Here is a 26,457-nt window from a genome sequence, read left to right on the forward strand (position 1 = left end):
AATGAATAAAGGTCTTATTTATAAAATAGACAGACTTAATACGCATAACGGTTCTGGTTTTAGGACCGTTATTTATTTTAAAGGATGTCCTTTGCACTGCAGTTGGTGCCATAATCCAGAAGGTATTAACCCAAAACCTGAAGTTTGGATTAATTCGTTAAAATGTATGGGTTGTGGAACATGTATATCACAATGTCCAGAACAAGCTTTAGGATTAATTGAGAAGGGAGTTTATCTAAATAGAGAAAAATGCACGGGTTGTCAACTATGTGTAAATCCTTGTCCTACTATAGCAATTGAACCATTGGGGGCATATTATACAGTGGATGACTTAATGAAAATTATCCTTCAGGATAAGATGTTATTTGAAACATCAGGAGGTGGAGTAACTGTTACCGGAGGAGAGCCAGGAATGCAGTCGGACTTTGTGGTTGAATTATTAAAGGCGTGTCAAGATGTTGGAGTAAATACTGCTTTGGATACCTCTGGAGTTGTATCATTACCTTCTTTAGGTAAGATGTTACAGTATTGTAATACTGTATTCGTCGATATTAAATTGTTCGATGATCAAGCATCTAAGTATTATACAGGATTGCCATTAAAGAAATTAAAGGAAACAATTAAGTATTTAAACAATTATAAAAAGGATACTCAAAATTTAAATATAGAAATTCGTACGCCGCTAATACCAGGAGTGAATGACGATAATGAAAGTCTAAAAAAGATTGCGAGTTTTATTCAGAAAACATTTACTCATGCACCCAAATGGGAGCTTTGTATGTTTAATGATTTGTGTGAAGATAAATATAATCGCATGAACATGGCTTGGGGTTTCAAAGGAAAAAAGCATGCTGCTAAAGATTATGAACGAATTAATCATCTTAAAGAGTCATTACCTATCGATGTAACAATTAGTGGATTTGTAGAAAGAAATAATAAGGACTGAATATTTTTAGTATTCAAATATGTGGGCTTATTGTCTCTTGTCTTTTTTTAGATATTTGATGTTCTTTTTTACAAGTATAAATGTTAGGCTAAAGAATCCTAAAAAGCTTATTGTTGAAAATATTATTCTCCAAGTTTCATTAGAATCGAAACTCTTAATCGTTATGAATAAAGACCATATTAAAATTCCTATGATTGGGATAAATGATGATATAAATTTCTTTTTGGAATCAGTCATGCTAGCTAAAATATTTAATGAGTATTAAAAGTCATCTTTAGCATTTCCACGAAGCTTGAAGTTATAAGTAACAGTAAATATTGGTTGTCCGTAAATAGACATTTGGTATCCTTTAACTTTACCTCCTTCGCTTCTGAAAAATACGGAATAAGGATTTTTTCGTCCTAATACATTGTACACCGCGAATGTCCATGAGCTATGATTCATTTTTTTGCGAATCAAATTCCCGTGTAATGTTGCAGCAATATCCCACCTCATGTAATCTTCCATTCTCAGTGCATTTCTTTCGGTATAGTAAGGTCTTATTGAGTTTTTAAATTTGTAGTATGCTATGGGAGCCGTAAAAGGTCGACCGCTGCTATACATAAAGCTGGAGGATAAGTTAACTCTTCTGCCAGCTTTGTAATTAGCGGTTAGCTTAAAGTCGTGTGGTTTATCATAATTAGCAGGATAATAATCACCGTTATTTATTTCCTCTTGCTTAAATGGGGTGGAAGATTTGTGCAATATACGGGAATAGGTATAATTAACCCATCCTGTAAATTTACCCATCTTTTTTTCCATCATTAATTCAACACCATAGGCCTTGCCATCTCCATTTATAATGTCAGTTTCTAAATGTTCATTCATCACTAACTTTGCGCCCCCTTTGTAATCAATGATGTTATCAAGTTTTTTGTAATATGTTTCTGCCGTAAATTCGTATTTCTCACCAATTTTCTGGTAAAATCCGATAGAGTATTGGTCACTTCTTAATGGTTTTAAATATTGATCAGAGAGTTTCCATATGTCAGTAGGAGATATAGTGGCAGTGTTGGAAATCATCTGAATGTATTGGTGCATTCTGGAAACTCCCAGTTTAATTGAGCTACGATTACTAAGAGCAAAATTTGCGGATAAACGAAATTCTGGGTTCGAATAAAACAGAACTAAGTCACCCGACTTATATGTTGTAGTATCTGTTATGTTTTCAGTATGTAGAGGTTGATCATTAGTATAGTTAAATTGGGTTTTGGGACCAAAGTTTGCATATGTAGTAAATCTTATTCCTGCAGATACTGATAGAAAATGTGTCAGGTTAAATTGATCGCTTAGGTATAGTGAAGTTTCAATTGCTCTCTCATCTTCTAGCTTTTCAGGCAGTATGGTAGACTCTTCACCAAAGGGGGTTCTTTCACCAGGGCTTAGGTCGTACCACGTGCTATTCAGTCCAAAGTCAATTTTATGATTTGATGCTGTGTGGTAGGTGAAGTCAGTCTTTATCGAATATTGGTTGAGTTTATATTTTACTTCATTATATGTAGTGGGCTTAACATTTGAAGACATGTTATAATTGTATTGACTCATGTTTGCCGAAAAGGAAGAAAAAAGTTTTGGACTGAAAGTTTTATGCCACTTAATAGATGATGCTAAAGTGTTGTAGCTAAACCCTTCTTCTTGATGATAATCAAAATCATCATGGCTATAGTAACCAGATATGTATAAACTATTCTTATCGTTTAAGTCAAAAGAGAAATTACCTTGTAAATCATGGAAATTAGCATTACTATTCTTAAGCTTCACATCGTCGAGTAATTTTAATACCCAGTTTGAATAGGTGGATCTTGCACCTAAGATAAATGAACTTTTGTCTTTTTTAATTGGACCATCTACAACTAGTCTTCCTGAGACAGGGCTAATGCCTCCTGATATTTTGGTTTGTTTCCTATTACCATCTTTTAAGGTTATATCCATAACAGAAGATGCTCGTCCTCCGTATTTGGCCGGAACACCACTTTTGTATAAGGTAACATCTTTAACTAAGTCTGCATTAAAACCTGAGAAGAATCCAAAGAAGTGTGAGGTGTTCATGATTGGGGTTTCGTTAAGTAATACCAGATTTTGATCTGAACTACCACCGCGTACATTAAAACCTGCCGATGCTTCGCTCACCGCTTGTACTCCGGGTAATAATAGTGTTCCTTTGATGATGTCAGCTTCACCAAAACCAGAAGGCATACGTTTTAATGATTTAATGCTGATTTTCTCCACACCCATTTCTAGGTTTTTTACCTTATCATCAGCGGTCGCTTTAACTGTAATTTCGTTAATTGAAGTAGGTTTACTTTTTAGCTCGATGTTTAATACCCCATCCGAATAAATATTTACATTTCTGTGGGTTGTACGCATACCTAATGAGCGATATTCAATTTTATATTGCCCCTTTGGTACCGTTAGTGTATATGCTCCATAAGCATTAGAAACACTTCCTTTCTGAATCTTGTCAATATAAACAACTGTTCCAACTAAAGATTCTCCTGTTTCAATATCTTTAACAACACCATTTATTGTAGCTGTTTTTTTGTTTTTGTTAGCGGAAGGGCTTCCTATGTTATATGTTTTATATTCTTTGTTTATAAGTGTTTTTTCAAGGTTGGCTCTTGGTAAAGGCGCGTATTCAATGGTGTCGGTATTTTTAGTAATGTTAGTTTTTAAATATTCATGGTAGCTTTTCGCATAGTTCGATTTTATTGCATAATCTTTTGTGAATAATATAGTGCTTTCATCTAGAAAGAAATAGGCTAAATGATTAGATTTTGCAAGATGATTAAGTGCTTTAATAAAAGGTTTTTCTAAAATGCCACGCTCTAAGGTTGGGATTTTAATCCATTCCGTTTTGTAAAAAATACGTGCATTATTATTTTTCTCTAATATTGAAATGGCTTCACTAAAACTTAGGGAATCCTTTCGTATAGGACTTGTGATTTCTTGCGCAGAAATACTATGAAAAAGTGAGGTCAGTATAATATAAAACAAAATTTTCTTCATTATATATCACTTTTTAAAGACGTGGTATTAATAAAATGAAGAAGATCCGTAAAGTCATCTTTTGTCATTTTTTTATAACTAGTATTATATGTTGTCATTTTTTTACGAATGCTTTTGCGTTTTAACCAAAACTGTTTAAGTAAGGCTCTTTTACTGTTTATTTTTGAATATACCCCCTCTTTATAAATGATTAAGTCATGCTTAAATATAAAATTATCGTAACCTTTACTAGAGTTAGTACTTACCTTATTTTTCAATAACAACTTCACTTCTTCATTATTATACAATATTTCATAAAAACCATTATGGAAGTTATTATAATTAATGTCAATATTAATTAGTTTACTTTTGTCTTCTCCCGATTCAATGTAGATTGAATCAATATTGCTTTTGTTTAATTGTATATATATTGAATTGGAGTTTAAATTCTGGGTCTTTAATACTACTTCATCTTTTAATACATCATACATCAAATATAAATTAGAATATTCAAACCCTTTAAGGAAAACTGACCCTTTGCAAAGTCTAGAATATAAGAAAGGAGCTGGTAGATTAGGTGGGTATATTATTTTATATTCTCGTCCATATATGTACTCTAAGTCTTCGTATGATAGGGTTTTGTGTTTTTTAGTTACATTTTCTTGATTCTCGTTGTATTTTGAATTAAGTTGTAAAGAGGTGTTTTGAATGGATTTAGATTGGGCCTTTACAGTCATTGTGCATAGGACATAAATAAATAGGGGGATGATAAATTTCACAGGCATATTTAATTGGCAACTATAAATGATGAAATATTTATTGTTATAGAAAAACTAAATGATTTATAATTATTTTATAAAAATAAACAAAATTTAGTTTTTTTAGTAGTAAATAGGAGAAACTATTCTATTTTTATGAAAAATATATAATTACTTAAATTGTAAAAAGACTAAATATTATAAAACATAAAATGAAATTATATGTAATTCACATCTTGTTGATTTTTCTTTTTATTACATCGTGTATTGAGCCGTACCAAATAAATACAGAAGGAGAAGGTAAGTTTTTAGTAGTAGATGGGTTAGTAACCAATAGGGAGGGACCATATTCGGTATTGCTCAATTATTCTACACCAACATATACACCAAAATTCGAAAATGTTGCGAATGCTGAGGTGAAAATTGTAGAAGATTTAGATGAGGTTTATGTTTTAAATTATGTAGATAATGGAAAGTATCAAACAGATCCAAACTTTAGAGCAATAATTGGGAAGTCTTATAAATTACAGATTGATATAGATACAAAGCATTATGAATCTGATTTATGTTTATTAAGAGAGCCTAGCTGTATTGATAATATTTCCATGCAAAAGAAAACTAAATTCGGGGGAGGCTATGGTGATGACGTATTGCAGCTTTTAGTAGATGCGAATGTTTGTTCTGAGGATGAAACTTGTTTAAGGTGGGATGTGAAAGAGGATTGGAAAATTCACCTTAGAAATCCAGAGTTTTTTTATATGGTAAATGATAGCACATTCGGTTGGACAAAGGATGTTATAACTGACTGTTATAAGAGTGATAAGATTGACCGGATAGTTATTCAATCGTTTCAAAATCAAGCAGTAAGAAGTCTGGTAGCTAAGGGTGTGGCTTCTGTTTCTCCCTATATTTCGGATAGGTTTTTAACGCGATATAGGGCTACAATAAACCAATACTCAATTTCTAAGCAAGAATACCATTTTTGGGATATGTTAAGGTCTTCGACTGAAAACAGCGAGGATTTTTTTGGTAGGCAGCCTTATAGTGTATACGGTAACATCAGTTGCATAACCAATCCTGATGAGAATGTATTGGGTTATTTTCAGGTTGCTGGCGTTACAAGTAAGGAAATATATGTTGATAGAGGTGATATTAGTCGTTTAGGTTTAGGAGTGTACAGTTATAGGCCTTGTGCTGTGGATACCATTCTCGTTTCGGATGAATATAGTTTATATGAAGAATATATAAAAAAGATAAGGTCTAATGAGTGGATTTATAGCCAGAACTACTATACAGAAACTGCAAAGCCTGTTTTATTAGGTATTACATTTTTAAGTGCTGAGTGTGGAAAGTGCTCTAAAAATAATGCACGTGTTGAACCTCCTTTGGGATGGGTAGATAATGATTAAATAGGGCGTTTTGATGTATAGGTATTTAGGTAGTAGGGTTCGCTGAAAATGAAGAATCTCGAACGAGAATAAATACCTTATGTAACTATAACTTGACAAAAAGGATAAAAATAAAATGAAAATATATGTAATTAACTTAATGCTGGGTTTTCTTTTTATTACTTCATGTATTGATCCTTATCAGATAAATAGCAAAGGGGAAGGAAAGTACTTAATAGTTGATGGATTAGTGACCAATAGAGAGGGACCTTATTCGGTATTGCTCACATATTCTACGCCTCGATTTTCACCAATTAATGAAAAAGTGACGAATGCAAGTGTTAAAATTATTGACGATACAGGGGAGGAGCATCATTTAATATACCAAAACGATGGAAAGTATCAAACCAATCCTGACTTTAGAGCAAAGATTGGGAAATCGTATAGGTTACTTATTGAGAATGATTCAAAGCGTTATGAATCTGATCTGTGTTTGCTGCGTGAACCTTCGTGTATTGATAATATTTCGATTCAAAAAAAGACCAAACCAGGAGAGTATTATAAAAACGATGTTTTGCAACTAAAAGTGGATGCGAGTATTTGTTCGGATAAAGAAACCTGTTTAAGATGGGATGTTAATGAGGATTGGAAGATTCATCTTAGAAATCCAGATTATTTTTATATGGTCGATGATACAACATTTGGATGGCATGACGATGTGATAAAGGAATGTTATAAATATGATAAGATTGAAGGCATTGTAATAAAGTCATTTCAAAATCAAGCAGAAAAAATTGTAACGGATAAATTGGTTGCTTCCATTTCTACATATACTTCGGATAGATTTTTTACACGCTATCGTGCAACGATAAATCAATACTCTATCTCACCTAAGGAATATAGTTTTTGGAATAGGTTAAAAGAAACGTCAGAAGAGCAAGAGGATTTCTTTGGTAAGCAACCTTATAGTGTTTATGGTAATGTAAAATGTATTGATAACCCAGAGGAGCAGGTGTTAGGTTATTTTCAAGTTGCAGGTGTTGCAAGCCGAGAAATATATATAGGCAGAGGTGATATTAGTAATTTAGGTTTAGGGGTATATAGTTATGAGCCTTGTGCTGTAGATACCTTGTTTGCATCTGATGAATATAGTATATATGAAAAGTATTTGTTGAAGATTAGAAGCGATGAGTGGGTTCTAAGTAGTGGATTCTATAAGGAGGAATCTTTACCTCCAACTCTCGAATTGCTTGGAGTTGTATTTATTGGTGCTGAGTGTGGAAAGTGTTCTAGAAATAATGCTCGGGTTGAACCTCCAATGGGCTGGATGGAATAATTTAATAAATGATTAGTAGATACTGATATAATTTTTTTATTTTTTTGTGATGAGATTTTTTAAATTGTTGACTTGTATTGCCATTAGTTTATGCTATAGTGTTATTTTATATGCTCAGGAAAGTATAGATATTAGAACAGATAGAGATTATTATATCGCGGGGGAGTCAGTATGGTTAAAACTAGATTTTTTTGTTGAAGGTGAATTTAAGGATACAAGTATTAGTAATGTGGCATACGTTGAGGTTCTTAATAAATATAAAAACCCAGTTTTAAGAAAAACATTTCATGTAAATGCGGGTAAGGTTGAGTCGCAATTTGTATTGCCTGATAGCATTAAATCAGGTAATTATCAGATACGTGCCTACTCTAGTTGGATGAAGAACTATAATTCAAAGTTTTATGCACGTAAATCTATTTCGGTAGTTAATCCTTTTAAGTCAGGTAAGTACCCAAAAACAGAATTTGCCTTTGTTGATGATACTGTCATATTTTATCCAGAAGGAGGTGCTTGGATAGCAGAGCATGAAAATCAGGTTTTATTTCAAGTGGTAGATAAACATGGTTTACCAAAAGAATTAGAAACTTACCTTACAAACCAATATGACGATACGCTTGATGTTGTAAAAACGAATGCATCCGGTTATGCAAAGGTGCATATTAAGCCATTAGAGAGTGTTAGATACTATATAAGTTATTCATCTGATTCTTTATCTTTTTCTCAGGAAATTCTAATGCCGGTAATAAGTAAATATGGTATACGCTTAAAAAATATTAATGCAAGTAGTGTTGTGTTCGAGGCTTTAGGAAATGATTTTCGAGGTTATTTAGATGTTGTTAATTCAAAAGGTGATTCAATTACAAGTATACGTTCTAGAAATAATTTGTTTGAACTGAATAAGCGGGGATTACCTATGGGTTATTTGTGTGCGTACCTATATAATGACAATGATACCTTGTTAGGGGCTCGATATTTTACAGTAAAAGATGAGGAACGCTCAAAAAAACTGGAAATTAAAATTACGGATAATGGATTTATATGTCGAGAAGGAGTAGAAGTAACTATTGAAAATGCTAGGCAGTTAAAGCAAAAGAGTGTTTCTGTTGTTCAAAAAGAATTGGTTCATCAGTCGTCTGTTATTCAAAATATTTATAGCCCTAACGCTATTTCATACAATTTATTGACAAGCTGGACTAGTAACGAAGTTGGTTTAAATGATTTATTACAGTGTTTTAGAGTTATTAATCCTGTAAATATTACAACTTTTGAGGACTTTCATTGGCCTGAAGTTGATGGACAATATTTATCTGGAACTTTAATAGATGCTGAGAGCAATAAAGCAATAGAAGGTGTTTCTTTAATACTGAATGTGGTAGGTAGTACCTCGCAAATGGATATTGCTACAACGGATTCTTTAGGTAAATTTAGGTTTGTGGTTAATCAGTTTGGAGAAAAAGAAATCGTTATTCAGCCTTTACTTACGCAAAATGCGGATGGTTTTAAGTATATTATTGAGCTGGATGAAAACTATTGTAATGTGTTTAAAGATGTTTCTATTTCAAGATTTCACATGACTAAAGAGAAAGCAAATGCAATTAATAGCGCATTTGTTAATATGCAAGTTAATTCGGTTTATAGTGTTGTAAATAGTATTGTTAAGAACGAAAAAGGTATTGGTGTATCATTTTATAATTTTCCAGAATATACAATTCCTATATCTAAGTATATTGAGCTATCATCAATAGAAGAAATAATTAAAGAAATAGTTCCATTGGTGTTTCTACAAAAAAAGAAAGGTGAATATTCCATTTATATTGAGGAGCCAGAAGGTATTAATAAAAGTGAAGGGGGTACATTTATATTGGTGGATGGTGTGTATATTAAGGATGTAGATAAGTTGTTGCAAGTCCAGGCTGAGGATGTTGAGAGGATTGAGGTAATTAATTTAAATTACTATTATAAAGGTCATGAGTTGGGTAGGATATTATCTGTGTATACAAAGAAAAACGATTTAAGTACTCTCGTTTTTGATGATCAAATCTTTAGGCAGTCTCATGATTTTTTTAGTGGGGATTATAGTTTTTTAGCCACAGATTATTCAAAAGAAGATGTAAATAAAAAACATTTGCCTGACTATAGGAATGTGTTGTATTGGAACCCTAGATTAGAGGAGGATAAGTTTTCGTTCTACACTTCCGACCATAAAGGAAATTATACTATAGTTGTGGAAGGTATCAATGCACATGGTGTAGCAGAGCGTTATGAAAAAAGTTTTCAGGTGGAGTGAGGTGACAAAGGTATTATGCTACCTGTAGTATATTATACCTATTTATCTGCACCCAACTATCTTTTTATTTACCCATTAATTTTTACCTTTGTATCTTTATTTTTGGCAAGAATTTTTAGTTTAATTTAAATAGTTGATACAGTGCCGGATACAAGATATATTTTTGTAACAGGGGGAGTTGCCTCATCGTTAGGTAAAGGAATTATTTCAGCTTCGTTAGCAAAGTTGTTACAGTCTAGAGGGTATAAAGTAACCATTCAAAAGTTAGATCCATATTTAAATGTGGATCCAGGAACGTTAAACCCTTATGAACACGGAGAATGTTACGTTACTGAGGATGGTGCTGAAACCGACTTAGATTTAGGTCATTACGAACGTTTTTTAAATGTTCCGACTTCCCAGGCTAACAATGTAACAACGGGTAGAATCTACCAAAATGTAATCAATAAAGAACGTAAAGGTGATTACCTTGGAAAAACCGTTCAGATTATTCCTCATATTACAGACGAGATTAAGCGTAATATTAAACTATTAGGTACTAAGCACAAATTTGATGTGGTAATTACTGAAATAGGTGGTACTGTTGGTGATATTGAGTCTCTTCCTTATGTAGAGGCTGTTCGTCAGTTAAAATGGGAGTTAGGCAGCCGTGCCTTGGTGATTCATTTAACTTTAGTTCCTTTCTTAAATGCTTCAGGCGAGTTAAAAACAAAACCTACACAGCACTCTGTTAAAACATTATTAGAGGCAGGAGTTCAGCCAGATGTTTTGGTTTTACGTACAGAGCACGATTTAGGTCCCGATATCCGTAAAAAGGTAGCACTATTTTGTAATGTTAATCCAAGAGCGGTTATTCAATCTATTGATGTTTCAACCATATACGAGGTGCCTGTAAAGATGCAGGAAGAAGGTTTAGATGAAATCTGTTTAGAAAAATTAGAATTGCCAGTTGATAAGGCGCCTGATTTAAAGAAATGGAAGAATTTCTTAACCAAAATGAAAGGTGCTGAAAAGACAGTAACTATAGGAATTGTCGGTAAATATGTAGAGTTAGCGGATGCCTATAAATCGATTATAGAAGCTTTAATTCATGCAGCTACATACCATGATAGAAAAGCAAAAATAAAATTAATTCACTCTGAGGAGATTAATGATGAAACTGCAGCTGAAAAACTAGCTGGTTTAGATGCTGTTTTAGTGGCTCCTGGATTTGGTAACCGTGGTATTGAAGGAAAACTTGAAGCGGTTCGTTATGCCAGAGAAAACAATATGATTTTCTTAGGTATTTGTTTAGGTATGCAGTGTGCAGTGATTGAATATGCACGTAATGTAATTAATCTAGAAAAAGCCAATTCTACCGAAATGGATCATTCAACTAAGTTTCCTGTAATTGATTTAATGGAAGACCAGAAGAATGTGACCGACATGGGTGGAACCATGCGTTTAGGTGCCTACGAGTGCGAATTAAAAGAAGGAAGTAATGCATATGAAGCTTTTGAGGGTAAAACAACCCACGAAAGACATCGCCATAGATATGAATTCAACAATGATTTTTTAACTCAATTTGAAGAAAACGGTATGCTTGCCACGGGAACTAACCCAGACACAGGATTAGCCGAAATTGTTGAAATACCTGCATTAAAGTGGTTTGTTGGGGTGCAATTTCACCCAGAATACAGTAGTACTGTGTTAAAGCCGCATCCTATTTTTATGTCGTTTGTAAATGCAGCAATCAACAAATAGTATTTCTTTAATTAAAACACGAAATAACATTTAAGATGGATAAAAATTCCGTTACGGGTATGATATTGATCGCCGCTATTTTAGGGGTGTTCTTTTGGATGAATAAACCCAGCGAAGAGGAAATAGCAGCGCAAAAAATACGTCAGGATTCAATTGCTCAAGTTAAAGCATTGGAGGCTGAAAAGATTGTTGCGCTTGAACTTAAAAAAGAAAAGCAAGAGCAAGCAGAAGCTGCTGCGGTTAATGATACTGTTTATCAGAAAAAAATGGCCGATAAATATGGTCTATTTGCTGATGTTGTTAAAGGTGAAAGCAAATTATTTACTTTAGAAAATAACTTGGTTAAAATTAAGTTTACCAATAAAGGAGCTAAAGTTTATTCTGTAGAACTTAAGGATTTTACCAACTTTAAAGATGAGCCATTGATTCTGTTTGATGGTGACGATAATGTTTTTGGTTTCAACTTTACGCACAACCTACGTAATTTAAATACGAATAATCTATTTTTTCAAGTAGATGAATCAGCCAGTAACGATTCTACTTTAAGATTCAAACTTTCTTTGGGAGATAATGAGTTTTTAGCTTTCGATTATACTTTGCCTGTTAACTCTTACATGTTAGATTATAATATTGTAAGAAATAATGTAGAAGAATTAATTACTAGTGGTTCTGGTGCTGGATTTGAGTTAGACTGGAAAACTAATTTAATAGCGCAAGAAAAAGGGCGTAAGTTTGAGAGTCAGTATTCGGGTGCGGTATATAAGTACGACCAGGATGTTGTTGAAGAAATTGCAGGAAAATCGGATGAGGAAGAGTTCAGAACACCAGTAAAATGGTTAGCTTTTAAAGATCAGTTCTTCTCATCAGTACTTGTTGCTAAAAATAACTTTTCTGCAGGTAGCATTAATACACATATTTATCCAGAAGAAGAGAATTCTCCTTTTATTGCTACAAATACGGCAAAGCTTACCATTCAAAATGATGGAGCTGCCAAAAGCGTTCAATCGTTCCAATTTTATTTTGGTCCAAATCAATATAAAACACTTAAGCAGTACGAAGGTTTAGAGTTACAAGAAATCATCAATCTAGGATGGTGGATGTTCGGAGCGATTAACAAGTATGCTATTATTCCAATCTTTAACTGGTTAGAAGGTGGTATTGCGAGTTATGGTCTGATTATTTTGATACTGACCTTAATTCTTAAGCTTGTTCTTTTCCCATTGACGTATAAATCATATATGTCTACCGCTAAAATGAGAGTTTTAAAACCTCAAATTGATGCGATTAACGAAAAGATTCCTTCAGATAAAGCGATGGAACGTCAGCAGGCAACAATGGCATTGTATCGCAAAGCAGGAGTAAGTCCGTTAGGTGGGTGTTTACCAATGTTATTGCAGATGCCTATCTTATTTGCCATGTTCCGTTTCTTCCCGGTTTCTATTGAGCTAAGACATGAGAGCTTTTTATGGGCAACAGATTTATCTAGTTACGATTCTATAATTGACTTACCTTGGAATATACCTTTTTATGGTGACCATGTTAGTTTATTCTGTTTGTTGATGTCAATCACCAATATAGTATATACAAAAATGAATCAAGAGATGACTCAATCATCTGCGCAAATGCCTGGTATGAAAGGTATGATGTATATGATGCCTGTTATGTTCTTAGTGTTCTTTAATAATTACGCAGCAGGTTTAAGTTATTACTATTTTGTATCTACCTTAATTACTATTTTACAAACGATTTTAATTCGTCGATTTGTAGATGAGGATGCTATTTTAGCAAAGCTGACTGCCAACCAAAAGAAACCAAAGAAGAAAAGTGGTTTCCAGGCACGTTTAGAGGATATGCAAAAGCAACAGCAGTTGCAGCAACAAAAAAAGAAGAAGAAAAAATAAGCGGAAGTAATAAAGCTTATCAAAAAAATATAAAGTTGGAAGTGGTTTATCTGCTTCCAACTTTTTTGTTTATAAATGGTTTACGATTTAACCCAAAATATGCATTAAAACATCTATTCCGCAATCAAACTACTTCAAAACAAAACGTTACACTTATTTAAAAGCCTCACCATAGCGGTGCTATGGCTGTGTTTTGTAAATGCTTGTTTTATTGTAGTTTGAATGCTCATGACAATGCCTTAACGCATAATTCGGGTTTAAGCACTTGAGGTTTTATCGCAGAGACTTTTAACTTAAAAGCATATTGCTATCCCAATCCTTCCATTAATTTCAATTTCCAGATATTTTCCAAATTAAAATTTTCAGTAATGTTTGGGATGATTTCCTTGATAGGATCTAAAATAGAGTTTTCAATCAAGTGAGCAGGAGGAACGATAACTTTTAATGATAAGGGTTTAATTTCAATGGTCGCTTTATTACCTAACGAAACAGGCTCGCCATCTATATGAGCACTTAAAGCTGAGTCATGTTCAATCTCTATCTTTTGAGCTCTAACTACTTCGTCATTATCATTTTTATTAATCGATTTATCCAATAAACTAAAAACCATGGCTGGTGCATTAATTTTCGGAAAATCGTGTATAATACTTACATCAATTAAGCCATCATCAATTTTTGCATTAGGCGCGATATGAATATTATTACCGTACTGCGATGAATTGGCAAAGCTGATTAAAAATGCTTTTCGAGTATATTCTTGTCCATCAATTTTCAAATGGTAGGTTTCCGATTGATAGCCGCCAAATTCTGATGTAATTAATTGCAGATAGCCCAATGGACCTCTTAGTTTCCTTCCTTCAAAATTATGGCTTATATGAGCATCAAAACCGATGCCTGCAACGTTTACTGAGCAAAACTGATTTACTTTCATGGTATCAATTTTTTTCTCAATAAAATAATTCAGACTTTGAACCGCCTTTTGCAAGCGCATAGGTATTTGCATGTATCTGGCCAAGCCATTACCCGATCCAGTAGGAACGATGGCTAAAGCTGTATCTGTACCAACTAATTTTGAAGAAACCTCATTTACAGTGCCATCACCACCCACAGCCACAACAGCATCGTATTTACCTACCGCTTTTCCAGCTAATTCTCGCGCATGCCCTCTAAACTCAGTATAACTGATGTCAACGGAAAGCTTATGGCTGTCTAATTCAGATTCGATATACTTCTCAATTGTCTTTTGTTTTCCTATTCCAGAAACTGGATTGATAAGAAAAAGAATCCTTTTTGTCATTGTTGCGTATGGTATTAGTGTTTGCTAATCTACAAAACAATACCGATATACAGGAATGTTTTTTTTAGTATCAAAAAAGAGTTAGTTTTAAGTATTAAAATATTAATTATTACCGTATGGATGCACTTTTACAATTTGACACGCAGTTGTTTCAGCTGATTAACTTTTTTCATAGTAAATATGAGGATAATGCATTTTGGTTAATTTCCAGTACTATTATTTGGGTACCGATGTATTTAGTTATTATTTATACATTTATTAAAAGTCAAAAATTACAAAGTTGGATAACTATTGTTGCTGTATTATTATTAATTGTTTTGTGCGACAGAATTTCTACCGATATTTTTAAATATGGTTTTGAACGGTTAAGACCATCTCACGACCCTGATTTAATGGGTATCGTAAAAAACGTATTTGGATATAAAGGTGGTAAGTTTGGATTTGTTTCTTCACATGCCACCAATACAATGGGTATAGCGGTATTTACATCCTTAATATTTAGAAATAAGGTGTTTTCAATATTTATATTAATATGGTCGCTCGTAGTAGGTTATTCTCGTATATATTTAGGCGTTCATTTTCCTGGTGATGTATTGGGTGGTTTTATGCTAGGAGCGCTTTTAGGTTACCTTGTATATAAACTTTATGCATTGGTTATTCCAAGGTTTGTGCGATTGACTTATTTTAATAGAAAAGGATTACGAAGGGGGATTGCTGAACAGTTTGAACAAGGAGCAGTTTATCAAATCGTTTTTACAGGAGTTGTTTCTTTTATTTTAATATTATTAGCTGCAAAAGTAATGTTGGTTTAAAATTGTATTCGTTATTTATATATGTAAAGCTTCAATTTTTATTGAGGCTTTTTTTGTGTTAAAATTCAAAAAATGACATAGTAACGATAAAATGATAGGAAGGTGATAATAGGGTTTGATCACTCATGTTCAAATATTTTCTAAAAAAAAACATAAGCTCTCCATATGCTGTAGTTTATAGGAATTCATGTATTATTTAACTGATAAACATGTTATTTCAAGCTTAAGCCTATTTTAATTTTCAAATTTATTCGCTATATTTAAAACACTTCAAATTTTAAATTTTATAGCTTATGAGCACTACGATCACTTTCAATCAGCTAAGAAAGCTTAAAGACAGCCTGCCAAACGGCAGCATGAGAACTATCGCAGAAGAATTAGAATTAAATGTAGAAACCGTTCGGAATTATTTTGGAGGGAAAAATTACGAAAGAGGTAGAAGTGTAGGTATTCATATGGAACCGGGCCCCGATGGAGGTATTGTAGAACTTGACGATACAACTATTTTAGAATATGCTAAGGATATCTTAGAAGGTAAAAAAGGTGTTCACGCATATAACTAATCGCTTGTAAAAAGAATAAATAAAAAAAGGTGCTATAAGCACCTTTTTTTATGGAATATAATGAAGTAATACTATTTCACTTTTTCTCCTCTGTTCATGATGTCTTCATCACGTTTTAAAGAATACTTTAATAAGTAGAATCCTGCAAACCCAGCAACGATAGACCCAATGAAAATACCTATTTTAGCTTGATTTAATATTTCTGCTGAGTTGGTATATGCTAAACTGGCTATAAATATTGACATGGTAAAACCTATACCTCCTAATAAACCTAATCCAGCAAATGATAACCATGAGGATCCCTTAGGTTTAATTGAAATACCTAATCTTACTGCAAGCCATGAGAATAAGGTTATTCCTATTACTTTACCCATAACTAAGCTGATGGCAATAGCAATAGACACTAGGCCTAGAACTTCTCCACCCTCATGACCAGCGCTTAGAACAACCCCTGCGTTAGCCAAGGCAAATACAGGTAGTACAAATACACTGATAAAACCATGAAACTGATGCTCGATATATTGTAAAGGGCTACGCACTTTGCTAACCGCATATTCTAAATCACTCACGGCGTGTAATTGTTCATCGGTTAACACAATTTCATGCGTGTGTTTAGGAACCTGCTTAAACTTATTTAAACCTCTTTCAATACGAGGTAAAAAGTTATCTATATGTACTTTTGGTCTGGCAGGAATAGTAAAGGCAATAAGTACCCCTGCTATGGTGGCATGCAGTCCAGACCCAGGACCATCTACCCCTGATACAATAAATAAATACCAGATAACAAAGCCTAGGAAAGTATAAAGTCTTAAATCTTGAATGTTACGTAGGTTGGCAAATACTAATATTGCTAATAGACCAGCTGCTACCATTAAATAAGTCCATTGTAACTCACCACCATAAAATAGAGCAATAACTACTACGGCTCCTAAGTCATCCACAATAGCCAGGGCTGTTAAAAAAACCTTTAAGCTTAAAGGAACTCGTTTTCCTAACATACCCAGTATCCCTAATGAAAAGGCGATGTCAGTAGCCATTGGAATTCCCCATCCAGCACTAGATTCTCCTTCTAAACCAAACATGAAAAAGAAAATAATTGGAACAACCATACCTCCAACTGCGGCAAATATCGGCAAAGAGGCTTGCTTAAATGAGCTTAACTCACCTGCTAAAAACTCTCTTTTTATTTCTAATCCAACTACAAAAAAGAAGATGGCCATTAATCCGTCATTGATCCAATGGTGCCAGCTCATTTTTAAATGGAACATATTTACGTCTATCGAAAGGATATCATGCCATGTGTGCTCGTAAAAATGATGATCGATATTAGCCCATATAACGGCTATAAATGTGGCTATCATTAAAAGTGCGCTTCCTCCTGTTATGGCTTTGAAAAACCGTTGAAAGAAACTCTGATCTTTTTTAACTTCAGTCTGTGTCATCTTATATCAATTATTTATTCTTTTTTAAGCGTTTAGTATCCCTTACTTGGGAAGGCCTTTGGTCTTTAAAAATGATTCGGCTATTTCAAGTTTCTCAGGCGTACCGATGTCAAACCAGTATTCGTCCCAATTATCCCAACCATATATTTTATTCTCTTTAGATAAGTCAAGATAGCCATTGGTGATGGAAAACTTACGTACTTCTCCTAATTTAGACAATATTTCGGGGTTGATGATATGAATACCTGAAAAAGCTAAAGATTTTCGTTTACTTGTTTCAATGGTAATTCGTTCTTCTTTGGTGGATATATTCTCCCATCCGGAAAGGCGATTATCATCATCGAATATAAAATATCTTGCTGTACTACGGTCTTTTACCATCAGGGTTGCAATACCTCCCTTTTGCTGATGATATTTTAGCATCTTGTTAAGATCAATTCCAGTAAGTACATCCGAATTGTATAATATAATAGGTTGGTCTGCAATAAATAAAGGAGCGGCTTTTAATAAGCCCCCACCTGTTTCAAGTAATTGATCAGATTCATCCGAAATGATTAAATCAACAGAAGGGTAATTTAAAGTGCTAACGAACTGTTTAATTTGCTCGGGGTGATGATGCACATTTATAACAACACGAGTAACGCCCACTTCTATTAGTTTTTCGATAGCGTGCTGAAGCATAGGCTTTCCATTTACTTCAACTAATGCCTTGGGTTTACTTTTAGTAATAGTAGCTAAACGAGTGCCCAGTCCAGCTGCAAAAATAAGTGCATTCATTCAATTTATTGCTTTGTTGTTTAATGTGCAATAATAAGAAAATTAAAGATAATCAGTATAAAAGGTGGGGCAGAAGTAACTAATAAAAGCAATAATAATAGTAGGAGTACGCTAAAAAATGATGATGTAATAATAAAAGCGACTTATATCCATTGATTTTAATAGGTATAAGTCGCGTTGTATTTCTTAAGTTATTGTTTCTCTGGCTTACAGAGTTTTTTTTCTTTGTTAGAAGTTAATTTGCATTTTTTGCATTGAAATTTGTCGTCACTGTCCATCTCAACTCCCTTATCGCACTTTTTTACTTTCTTACACTTCTTCGATCCCATTTTAGGCTTTTTTAATTTCCTGCTCTACGTGTCGAAGCTTAACGCTTACAGGATACTTTTGTTGTATGTATTTAGTTAGCTGCTCGGCACTATATACCGACCTATGCTGTCCACCTGTACAACCAAAATTCACCATTAAATGTTTAAAATTTCTCGAAATATACTTTTCAACAGATTTAGAAACAACCGAAAAAACATCATCTAAAAACTCTTTCATTTCAGGCTCCTTTTCAAAAAACTTAATCACGGCTTCGTCCTTGCCTGTTATTTGTTTGTATTCTTCGTATCTGCCAGGGTTGTGTATTGCACGACAATCAAACACAAAACCACCACCATTTCCACTCATATCAAAAGGAATACCTCGTTTAAACGAAAAGCTATTAATGGTAACAGTTAAAGCGTTTATTCTTAATAGTTTTTCATTGGTAGTTAATGCCTCTAATACTCTACTAAGCTCAGGGATTTGAATAGGTAAAGGATGACTTTTGAGCAAGTAAGATATGTTTTTAAGCGCATATGGTATACTCTTTAAAAAATGCTCTTTTTTCTCGTAGAAGCCTCTAAATCCGTATGCTCCCATGGCTTGCATAATGCGTATATATACATAACCTGTAAAATGATTCTGGAAGGAACTCTCATCTACCTCTTTGTGTTTTTTTAAGGTGTCGATGTAATGGCTGTATAATTGTTCTCTAACTTCCACTGGTATATCCGCTTTCCCGTCGTAAAGTAAAGAAGCTAAGTCGTATTGCAAAGCACCCTTTCTTCCTCCTTGATAATCAATAAACCAGGGTTCTCCATTTTTCACCATCACGTTTCTCGATTGAAAATCGCGATATAAAAAGTAATGGTGCTCAGCCTCTAAAAGAAAGTCCATGAGGCTCTTAAAATCTTCTTCGAGAGCTTGTTCATCAAACGGTACCTGAGCCAATTTTAAAAAGTAGTATTTAAAATAATGCAAATCCCATTGCATCGATTGTCTGTCAAAAGCTTTACGCGGATAGCAAAGATCAAAATCTAAATCTTCTGATCCTTTAAGCTGAAATAGCACCAACTCCTCAATGGTCTTTTTATATATGTCCATTAAAGATTCTGAGAATTCTCCCTCAACTCTGTTGGCCTGCAAAAAATCGAAAAGGGTGGTGTTTCCTAAATCTTCTACCAGGTAAATATCTTGTTCCATATCCTGGTCGAATACTTTACCTACCTTTAAACTTTTACTCTTAAAATGCTCAGAAAATCCAATAAAAGCTGCATTTTCTTTTTTATCGGAATTAAAAACCCCTAAGGCACTTTTTCCGCCTCCAGTAAAGCGAACATATTCTCTGTAAGATCCTGATGGAGGAAGCATTTCTGTAGTTTCTATCTGCTCGCCAGTAAAGCGAGTAAACATTTTGCTGAGTTGTTCTATTTTATTTAAATCCATTATTACTATCAATTATTTCGGTATGATTCATATTTCATCCTCATTTCAATCGAGTGATGAATAATTACTCTAGTCTTTGTAGAATCTTTTCAAATTTTCTAGACACTCTTTTATCATTCAACGAAATTAAGATAATCCCTGTAAAAGGTTTATTAATATGCAAGTTCTCAGGAACTTTGTCCATAATTAATATGCTTTCTAACTTTTCGTATGTTATCAATTGTGATATTTTTTTTCTTGAAGCATAACCTAGTTCTGTTTCAAATACTCTACCTGCAATAAGAATAACAGGAGTTGCTATTTTGTCAGAATCTAAATCTATTTCAAGATTTGAGGAATCTAAAAAACGCTTATAAATATAATTCCATTGCGTTTTTTTATTTGAGTTTTTCACTTTGTTAAGCCAAAGGTTATTTTGTGAATGACTCATATATAGGCTTCTGTCATTTTCTTGTGCAGAAGACTTGAAAGTGCTCAAAATGAAAATCGTAATGTATATTAAAAAATATTTCATGATTTTGTAAATATCCTATTTCCCACAAATACTTTTATAGCTACAAGATAAGCAGCTATCGGTATATTCGGTTTGCGAAAAGGCAATATCTTTATTAAAAAGATCGGCCAAATGTTGTTTTAATTCATTAATATATTCTTCCTCTACGGTTTGTAAAGTCAAGGTTTCGTTATTACTTGGTGTTCCTTTTTTAAGCGAATAATCAGGAGAGGTAAAAATCTTTTTAATCCATACCACTCCTGGATAATAGGATGAAATATCTGATTTGCTTTGTTTTAAAATATAGCTGTATAACAAAGTTTGAAAAATAGCCTTTTTAGCCTTGTGTTTACTTTGTAAAAATAATTCTTCTACTTTACTAAAGTGCTCGTCGCCTGCACCCGTTTTGTAGTCAATTACCCTAATATTATTATCTTTTTCATCTAACCTATCAATCGTACCACCCAGGCAAATTGTTTTATCGCCTACTATAATGTTTGCATCCACCAATTTCTCTAATCCTTTTAAATAAAAGGGCGCATGCTTTTGTTCTACCTGTAAAAACTGCTGCACATATTTTTTAATGATATCAAATACTAATATGTTTTTACCCTGAATATCCTTAAAGTCACTTTGATTTAAATCGTGGTTGAAATAATTACTAAAGCTTTTGTGCAGTGCCTGATTAATGGTGTTTTTATCCAGTCTTAATTTTTTAATGTCCTCAGGAAGTACCTCTTTACCCACGAATGGTTTATATATTTCTTCCACGGTTTCATGAAATAGAGTCCCAAAAATTCTGGGGTCAATATCTTCTGAAATTTCGTCAGGTTCTGCAGCTTTTAGCACGTATTTGTAATAGAATCTCAAAGGGCACTCAAAATAGGTACTTAAGGCACTAGGCGATAACTTACGAGTACCGTCTTGCAAATATTGGTTGAGTACCGACATTACTTTTTCATCCTTATCTACAAAATAGCTCTGAGAAGGGGATATATTAATATTATCAACTGCTGTAGAAAAGCTGAGTTTATCGGCAGGGTACTCATATTTAAGCTGGAATAAGAAACGACTCATTTCTCCGGTTTGCATTCCTTGTGCCGACGAATTATATAACATCTGTACCTTTTTAGCACGATGAATTAATCGGTAAAAATAATAAGCGAAGATGGCATCCTGATGCTCGATAGTAGGCAACATAAAGGCCTTACGCAAACTGTATGGAATTAATGAATTGCTTGCTCCTGTCTGTGGAAAAACACCCTCATTCATATTGAGAATGATAAGATTCTCAAAATCTAAAGCACGAGTTTCTAGAATACCCATTACCTGTAAGCCCTTTAAAGGTTCTCCACTAAAAGGAATGCTTTTTAACTCAGCAGCACGTTTAAATAGTTTAATCCAGGTATCCGGACTAATTTCTACCTTCAGCTTTTTAATGAGATCAGCCAGTTGGGTAATGGTTAAATGCAGCTGGTAAATAAATTCCTTTTCAATAACCTGGTCGTTGTCGTTCTTTTGCAGACCACTATATATGAGCTGTAATAAATCGATTAAGTAAGTAGAGAAGTTTTCGCTCTTTTCTACCACTTTAAATATGGTGTTTAAAAGTTTACTTTTATCTAATTCATTGGCCTCAATGTAGGTTTTGTTTTGCTTGGTTATTGAGTAGGCAAGCTTTTTATGCAGCTCGGGGCTGATAGGTTCAATATACTGATGACTCAGGATAGGTAACACATTTCTAAAATAAAACCAGGTTTTACCCGCTTTAGTCTTCCTTCCGTTTTTTTGCAAGTCAAAAACCAATTCAAGTAAACCATAGGCAGGTGTATTCTTAATGGGGTAACCCATCGTAATATTCACCTTTTCAATTTCATCGGGGATGGAATGTAATACAGGTAATAGTATGGTTTCATCCGTTAGTATAACCGCAGTTCGTAATGCAGAATCTAATTGAGAAGAATTACTTTCTGCAGGAATATCTTGTAAGTATTGGTGTACTATCTGTGTTTGCGCAGTATCCGTAGCAACCGAAGTAATCTTTATTTCAGGTAACTCTTTATTTGCAGGGAAATCCCAATCATGCGGAGGTGGAAATTTCTCCAGATTTTCTTCGATAAATCGAATGGCCTCATGCTCTTTCATTCGTTCATGAGGGTTGGAACCTGTATTTTTATTTTGTAGTAACCAAGGAGTATAATCCCAAATAAAATCGGCTTTGTTACCAATAGCCAAGTGATGAAACAACTTTTTCTCGCAGCTATTTAAAGCATTAAAGGCAACAAATATAATTTTGGGGTATTTTATATTTAGCGGTTTCTTTTGATCAATGTCATCGGCTATGGAGCGATATACTGCCCCTTCGTAGGTCATGTTTTTTTCTAGTAAACGCTTATTAAATAGGCGGTAAACTTCATAGAGTTTTTCCCATACCTTAATAAATTCTGTTTGATGATCGGATAGCTTGTGCGGATTAAAGGAATGCCAAAAGCTTTTTATGGTTTCTATTTGCTCTTCGCTTAAAAAGCTATAATCATCTTCAATTTCTTTGATGGAAAGAAGGTTCGAAAAAACTTGTTCGGCATTGGCCCTATATTTATCAATGTCATCAAAATCATTTAAGATAATTTCGCCCCAAGGCAAAAACTCATCAAAACTGGTTCCAGTTTTATATACTTCTTCATACACTTGATACAGCTCAAAAACCAAAGTAATTTTGTCGGCTATTTGATGAGAAGTAAAATCCTGAACAAATTCATTTATAGTTATTGTTCTTGGCGACCAAAGTGGCTCTGAGATGAGCGTACTAAGGTGCTGTTGAAAAAAAAGTCCTGCTCTTCTACCGGGAAATACAAAACAAAACTCCGATATGTTGGTTTGATATTTATTAAAATAGTACTGAGCAAGTTGTTGAATAAAATTTGTCATGAAGATATTTGCGATGATTCTTTATACAAAAGAATAAAAATTAATAGTTTTTACAGCTAAAAAGTTAAGATTTCATGCATGTTTGAGAATCATGAATACTTAAAATACATATATTGCATTTTATAATCAGAAATTAATTGGCGCACATAGCGGTTTATCATATATAAGTCCATGGAAGAATTTTCATTTGTTGGTAATAGTGACATAGAAGCAATAGAAGAGCTTTACCAAAATTATTTAAATGATCCCGAATCTGTTGATGAAAGCTTCAGATTGTTTTTTAAAGGGTTTGACTTCGCTCGTAAAAATTACGAGACCTCAACAGGAGGATTAGTGAGTAAAGAATTTAATGTAGCCAACCTTATTCATGGGTATAGGCAAAGGGGACATCTTTTTACGCATACCAATCCAGTTCGTTCGCGCCGTCAGTATTATCCTACTTTGGATATAGAAAATTTTGGTTTAGAAAAGGCCGATTTAGAAACTGAGTTTGAAGCAGGTGCTAAATTAGGTATGGGTAAGGCAAAGCTAAAGGACATTATAGCTCACCTGCAAAAGACATATTGCGAATCCATCGGTGTAGAGTACTTGTATATCCGCCATCCAGAAGTGGTTGAGTGGATGAAGAAAAGGATGGAATCGGTATGTAATACGCCTTCTTTTTCGGAGGCAAAGAAAAAGGTAATCTACGATCAACTAAACGTTGCGGCCGGCTTCGAGGGTTTTATCCATAAAAAATTTGTTGGACAAAAGCGTTTCTCCTTAGAAGGTAGTGAGGTGATTATTCCAGGCTTACATGCTTTAATTCGCAAGGGTGCCGAAATGGGTGTTAAAGAGGTGATGATTGGTATGGCGCACCGTGGACGATTAAATGTGCTGGCCAATATCCTGAAAAAGCCTTATGAAAATATTTTTAAGGAATTTGTGGGTGATGAATATGCTGAAGGTATTTCGCTGGGTGATGTAAAGTATCACTTGGGTTATCAAAACGATATTTTAACTGATGATGGAAACAAAGTACGTGTTAATTTAGCACCAAATCCATCACATCTCGAAACGGTAGGACCAATTATTGAAGGTCTCACACGTTCTATCATCAACAATAAATACGAAGAAGATTATAATAAGGCCATTCCTGTTTTAATTCATGGAGATGCTGCCATTGCTGGGCAAGGTGTAGTATACGAGGTGATTCAAATGAGTCAGCTGAAAGGATATAAAACAGGAGGTACTATTCATATTGTAGTGAATAACCAAGTGGGTTTTACCACTAATTATTTAGATGCCCGTTCGAGTACTTATTGTACCGATGTGGGTAAGGTAACGCGTAGTCCTGTTTTTCATGTAAATGGAGATGATGCTGAGGCAATGGTTTATGCCTTAGAATTGGCTGTTGAGTTCCGCCAGACCTTTAATGCCGATGTATTCATAGATGTATTAGCTTATCGTAAATACGGCCATAACGAAGGTGATGAACCCAGATTTACACAACCAACTTTATATAAGGCCATCGCTAAACATCCTAATGTAAGAGATGTGTATGGACAAAAGTTATTAGAGGATAAGGTATATAAGCAGGAGGAGTTAAGTGCCCTCCAAAATGGATTTGATGTTTATTTAGATAAACAATTAGATGATTCTAAGAATATAGATAAAGTAGTCATTCAACGTTTTCTGGAAGATTACTGGAAAGGATTTAGATATTCAGAGCCAAGTGATTTTATTGAGTCAACTGAAACCGGAGTAGAGAATAAAACTTTACTTGAATTAGGAGAAAAGTTAACCGACCTGCCTAAGGATTTGCCATTCTTTAAAAAGGTTCATAAAATCATGAGCGATCGTAAAAAGATGATTGAGAACGATCGTTTGGATTGGGCCATGGGAGAACAATTGGCTTATGCTACTTTAGTTACTGAAGGTCATCAAGTCAGGTTAAGTGGTCAGGATTGTGTGAGAGGAACCTTTGCACACAGACATGCTGGATTAACTATCCAAGACTCAGAGCAGTTATATTTTCCGTTAAAGAATTTATCAGAAGAACAAGCTCGTTTTAACGTTTATAATTCGCATTTATCGGAATACGGAGTAATGGGTTTTGATTATGGATATGCCTTAGCTACGCCTAATGGATTAACCATTTGGGAAGCGCAATTTGGTGATTTTTATAATGTAGCTCAGGTAATTATCGACCAGTATATTAGTTCGGCAGAGGAAAAGTGGGGTTTGATGAATGGCTTGGTTTTATACCTACCGCATGGTTTCGAAGGACAGGGGCCTGAGCATTCGAGTGCACGTATTGAGCGCTTTTTGTCTTTGGCTGCCAATAATAATATGCAGGTGGTTAATTGTACTACACCTGCTAACTTTTTTCATGTATTACGCAGACAGGTAAAACGAGATATTCGCTTGCCATTGATTGTGTTTACACCTAAGAGTTTGCTAAGGCATCCTAAATGTGTATCAAAAATGGATGAGTTGGCAACCGGTAAATTCCAAGAGGTGATTGATGATAATAATGTGGATACGGATAAAGTTAGAAGAGTCGTATTCTGCACCGGAAAAATATATTTTGACTTATTGGCCCGTAAGGAGGAATTAGATGCAACGGATATTGCTTTGGTTAGAATTGAGCAAATGCATCCATTCCCCGAAAAGCAGTTAAATGGCATTGTAGCTAAATATAAAAATGCCATCCTACATCTTTGGGTACAAGAAGAACCTGAAAATATGGGTGCTTGGAAGTACATCAGGGGTATGTTTAAAACAGTTAAGCTTATTCCTGTGGCACGTTTAGCCAGTGGTAGTCCTGCAACAGGATTAAATGGTTTGCATATGGTTGGACAAAAGGAAATTGTAGATAAGATATTTAAGAAATGTCATTGTGACCTGAAAAATAAGTATTGTGGATTACAATGTGTTGAAGGAAAAGACAGAAAGGAAATATTAAATCAGCACAGATATTTTTCTGAAGAGTCAAGATTTTCTATTTAGTTATCTTCATTAGAAG

General features: G+C 34.0%; 17 protein-coding genes. 9 read left to right on the plus strand and 8 right to left on the minus strand.

Going from position 1 to position 26,457, the window contains the following annotated elements; genetic code table 11:
- Position 1: 1 nt before the first annotated feature.
- On the plus strand, positions 2–946 hold the full coding sequence (locus A8L32_RS01365; RefSeq protein WP_075589899.1) for a glycyl-radical enzyme activating protein: 945 nt from the start codon (positions 2–4) through the stop codon (positions 944–946).
- A gap of 261 nt (positions 947–1,207) precedes the next feature.
- On the opposite strand, the gene A8L32_RS01375 is transcribed toward A8L32_RS01365, so the two are convergent.
- Positions 1,208–3,991 carry a TonB-dependent receptor gene (locus A8L32_RS01375; RefSeq protein WP_083631131.1) on the minus strand — a complete coding sequence of 928 codons (2,784 nt, stop codon included), beginning with the start codon at positions 3,989–3,991 and terminating at the stop codon, positions 1,208–1,210.
- On the minus strand, positions 3,991–4,707 hold the full coding sequence (locus tag A8L32_RS01380; protein WP_075589901.1) for a hypothetical protein: 717 nt from the start codon (positions 4,705–4,707) through the stop codon (positions 3,991–3,993). Before A8L32_RS01380 ends, A8L32_RS01375 begins: the two co-directional genes overlap by 1 nt.
- Positions 4,708–4,940: 233 nt before the next feature.
- On the opposite strand from A8L32_RS01380, the gene A8L32_RS01385 reads away from it, so the two are divergent.
- The 5 genes from A8L32_RS01385 (at position 4,941) to yidC (ending at position 13,383) form a co-directional block, all read left to right on the plus strand.
- Positions 4,941–6,137 (plus strand): DUF4249 domain-containing protein, encoded by a 1,197-nt coding sequence (locus A8L32_RS01385; RefSeq protein ID WP_075589902.1) that lies wholly within the window; start codon positions 4,941–4,943, stop codon positions 6,135–6,137.
- Between the two features lie 115 nt (positions 6,138–6,252).
- The gene (locus tag A8L32_RS01390; protein WP_075589903.1) at positions 6,253–7,452 is read left to right on the plus strand and encodes a DUF4249 domain-containing protein; all 1,200 of its coding nucleotides are present in this window, start codon (positions 6,253–6,255) and stop codon (positions 7,450–7,452) included.
- 49 nt (positions 7,453–7,501) lie between these two features.
- Complete coding sequence (locus A8L32_RS01395) at positions 7,502–9,739, plus strand: hypothetical protein (protein WP_143524981.1); 2,238 nt, start codon at positions 7,502–7,504, stop codon at positions 9,737–9,739.
- Between the two features lie 141 nt (positions 9,740–9,880).
- Entirely contained in the window at positions 9,881–11,482 is a 1,602-nt protein-coding gene (locus A8L32_RS01400; RefSeq protein WP_075589905.1) for a CTP synthase, read from the plus strand.
- A 35-nt stretch (positions 11,483–11,517) separates the two neighbouring features.
- Positions 11,518–13,383, plus strand: a complete 1,866-nt coding sequence (yidC, locus tag A8L32_RS01405; RefSeq protein WP_075589906.1) for a membrane protein insertase YidC — start codon at positions 11,518–11,520, stop codon at positions 13,381–13,383.
- Between the two features lie 307 nt (positions 13,384–13,690).
- Here the strand turns inward: yidC and A8L32_RS01410 are convergent, their stop codons facing one another.
- Positions 13,691–14,680: a diacylglycerol/lipid kinase family protein gene (locus A8L32_RS01410; protein WP_075589907.1), complete on the minus strand. Its 990-nt coding sequence runs from the start codon at positions 14,678–14,680 to the stop codon at positions 13,691–13,693.
- A gap of 116 nt (positions 14,681–14,796) precedes the next feature.
- Here A8L32_RS01410 and A8L32_RS01415 point away from each other — a divergent pair, with 116 nt between their 5' ends.
- Together A8L32_RS01415 and A8L32_RS01420 are read left to right on the plus strand one after the other, a co-directional pair.
- Positions 14,797–15,492 carry a phosphatase PAP2 family protein gene (locus A8L32_RS01415; protein ID WP_075589908.1) on the plus strand — a complete coding sequence of 232 codons (696 nt, stop codon included), beginning with the start codon at positions 14,797–14,799 and terminating at the stop codon, positions 15,490–15,492.
- A gap of 293 nt (positions 15,493–15,785) precedes the next feature.
- The gene (locus A8L32_RS01420) at positions 15,786–16,055 is read left to right on the plus strand and encodes a DNA-binding protein (RefSeq protein ID WP_075589909.1); all 270 of its coding nucleotides are present in this window, start codon (positions 15,786–15,788) and stop codon (positions 16,053–16,055) included.
- Positions 16,056–16,126: 71 nt separating this feature from the next.
- Here A8L32_RS01420 and nhaA read toward each other — a convergent pair whose 3' ends face one another.
- The 5 genes from nhaA to A8L32_RS01445 form a co-directional block, all read right to left on the minus strand.
- Positions 16,127–17,497 (minus strand): Na+/H+ antiporter NhaA, encoded by a 1,371-nt coding sequence (nhaA, locus tag A8L32_RS01425; protein ID WP_075589910.1) that lies wholly within the window; start codon positions 17,495–17,497, stop codon positions 16,127–16,129.
- Between the two features lie 42 nt (positions 17,498–17,539).
- Positions 17,540–18,274 (minus strand): nucleotidyltransferase family protein, encoded by a 735-nt coding sequence (locus A8L32_RS01430; RefSeq protein WP_075589911.1) that lies wholly within the window; start codon positions 18,272–18,274, stop codon positions 17,540–17,542.
- Between the two features lie 330 nt (positions 18,275–18,604).
- Positions 18,605–20,029: a RapZ C-terminal domain-containing protein gene (locus A8L32_RS01435; protein ID WP_075589912.1), complete on the minus strand. Its 1,425-nt coding sequence runs from the start codon at positions 20,027–20,029 to the stop codon at positions 18,605–18,607.
- Between the two features lie 64 nt (positions 20,030–20,093).
- Positions 20,094–20,543, minus strand: a complete 450-nt coding sequence (locus tag A8L32_RS01440) for a hypothetical protein (protein ID WP_143524982.1) — start codon at positions 20,541–20,543, stop codon at positions 20,094–20,096.
- Between the two features lie 15 nt (positions 20,544–20,558).
- Complete coding sequence (locus tag A8L32_RS01445) at positions 20,559–23,450, minus strand: PD-(D/E)XK nuclease family protein (protein WP_075589914.1); 2,892 nt, start codon at positions 23,448–23,450, stop codon at positions 20,559–20,561.
- 171 nt (positions 23,451–23,621) lie between these two features.
- Between A8L32_RS01445 and A8L32_RS01450 the strand changes: the two genes are divergently transcribed.
- Entirely contained in the window at positions 23,622–26,441 is a 2,820-nt protein-coding gene (locus A8L32_RS01450) for a 2-oxoglutarate dehydrogenase E1 component (RefSeq protein ID WP_075589915.1), read from the plus strand.
- Positions 26,442–26,457 lie beyond the last annotated feature (16 nt).

This window comes from Labilibacter marinus (assembly GCF_001659685.2).
GTDB classification, from domain to species: Bacteria; Bacteroidota; Bacteroidia; order Bacteroidales; family Marinilabiliaceae; genus Saccharicrinis; species Saccharicrinis marinus.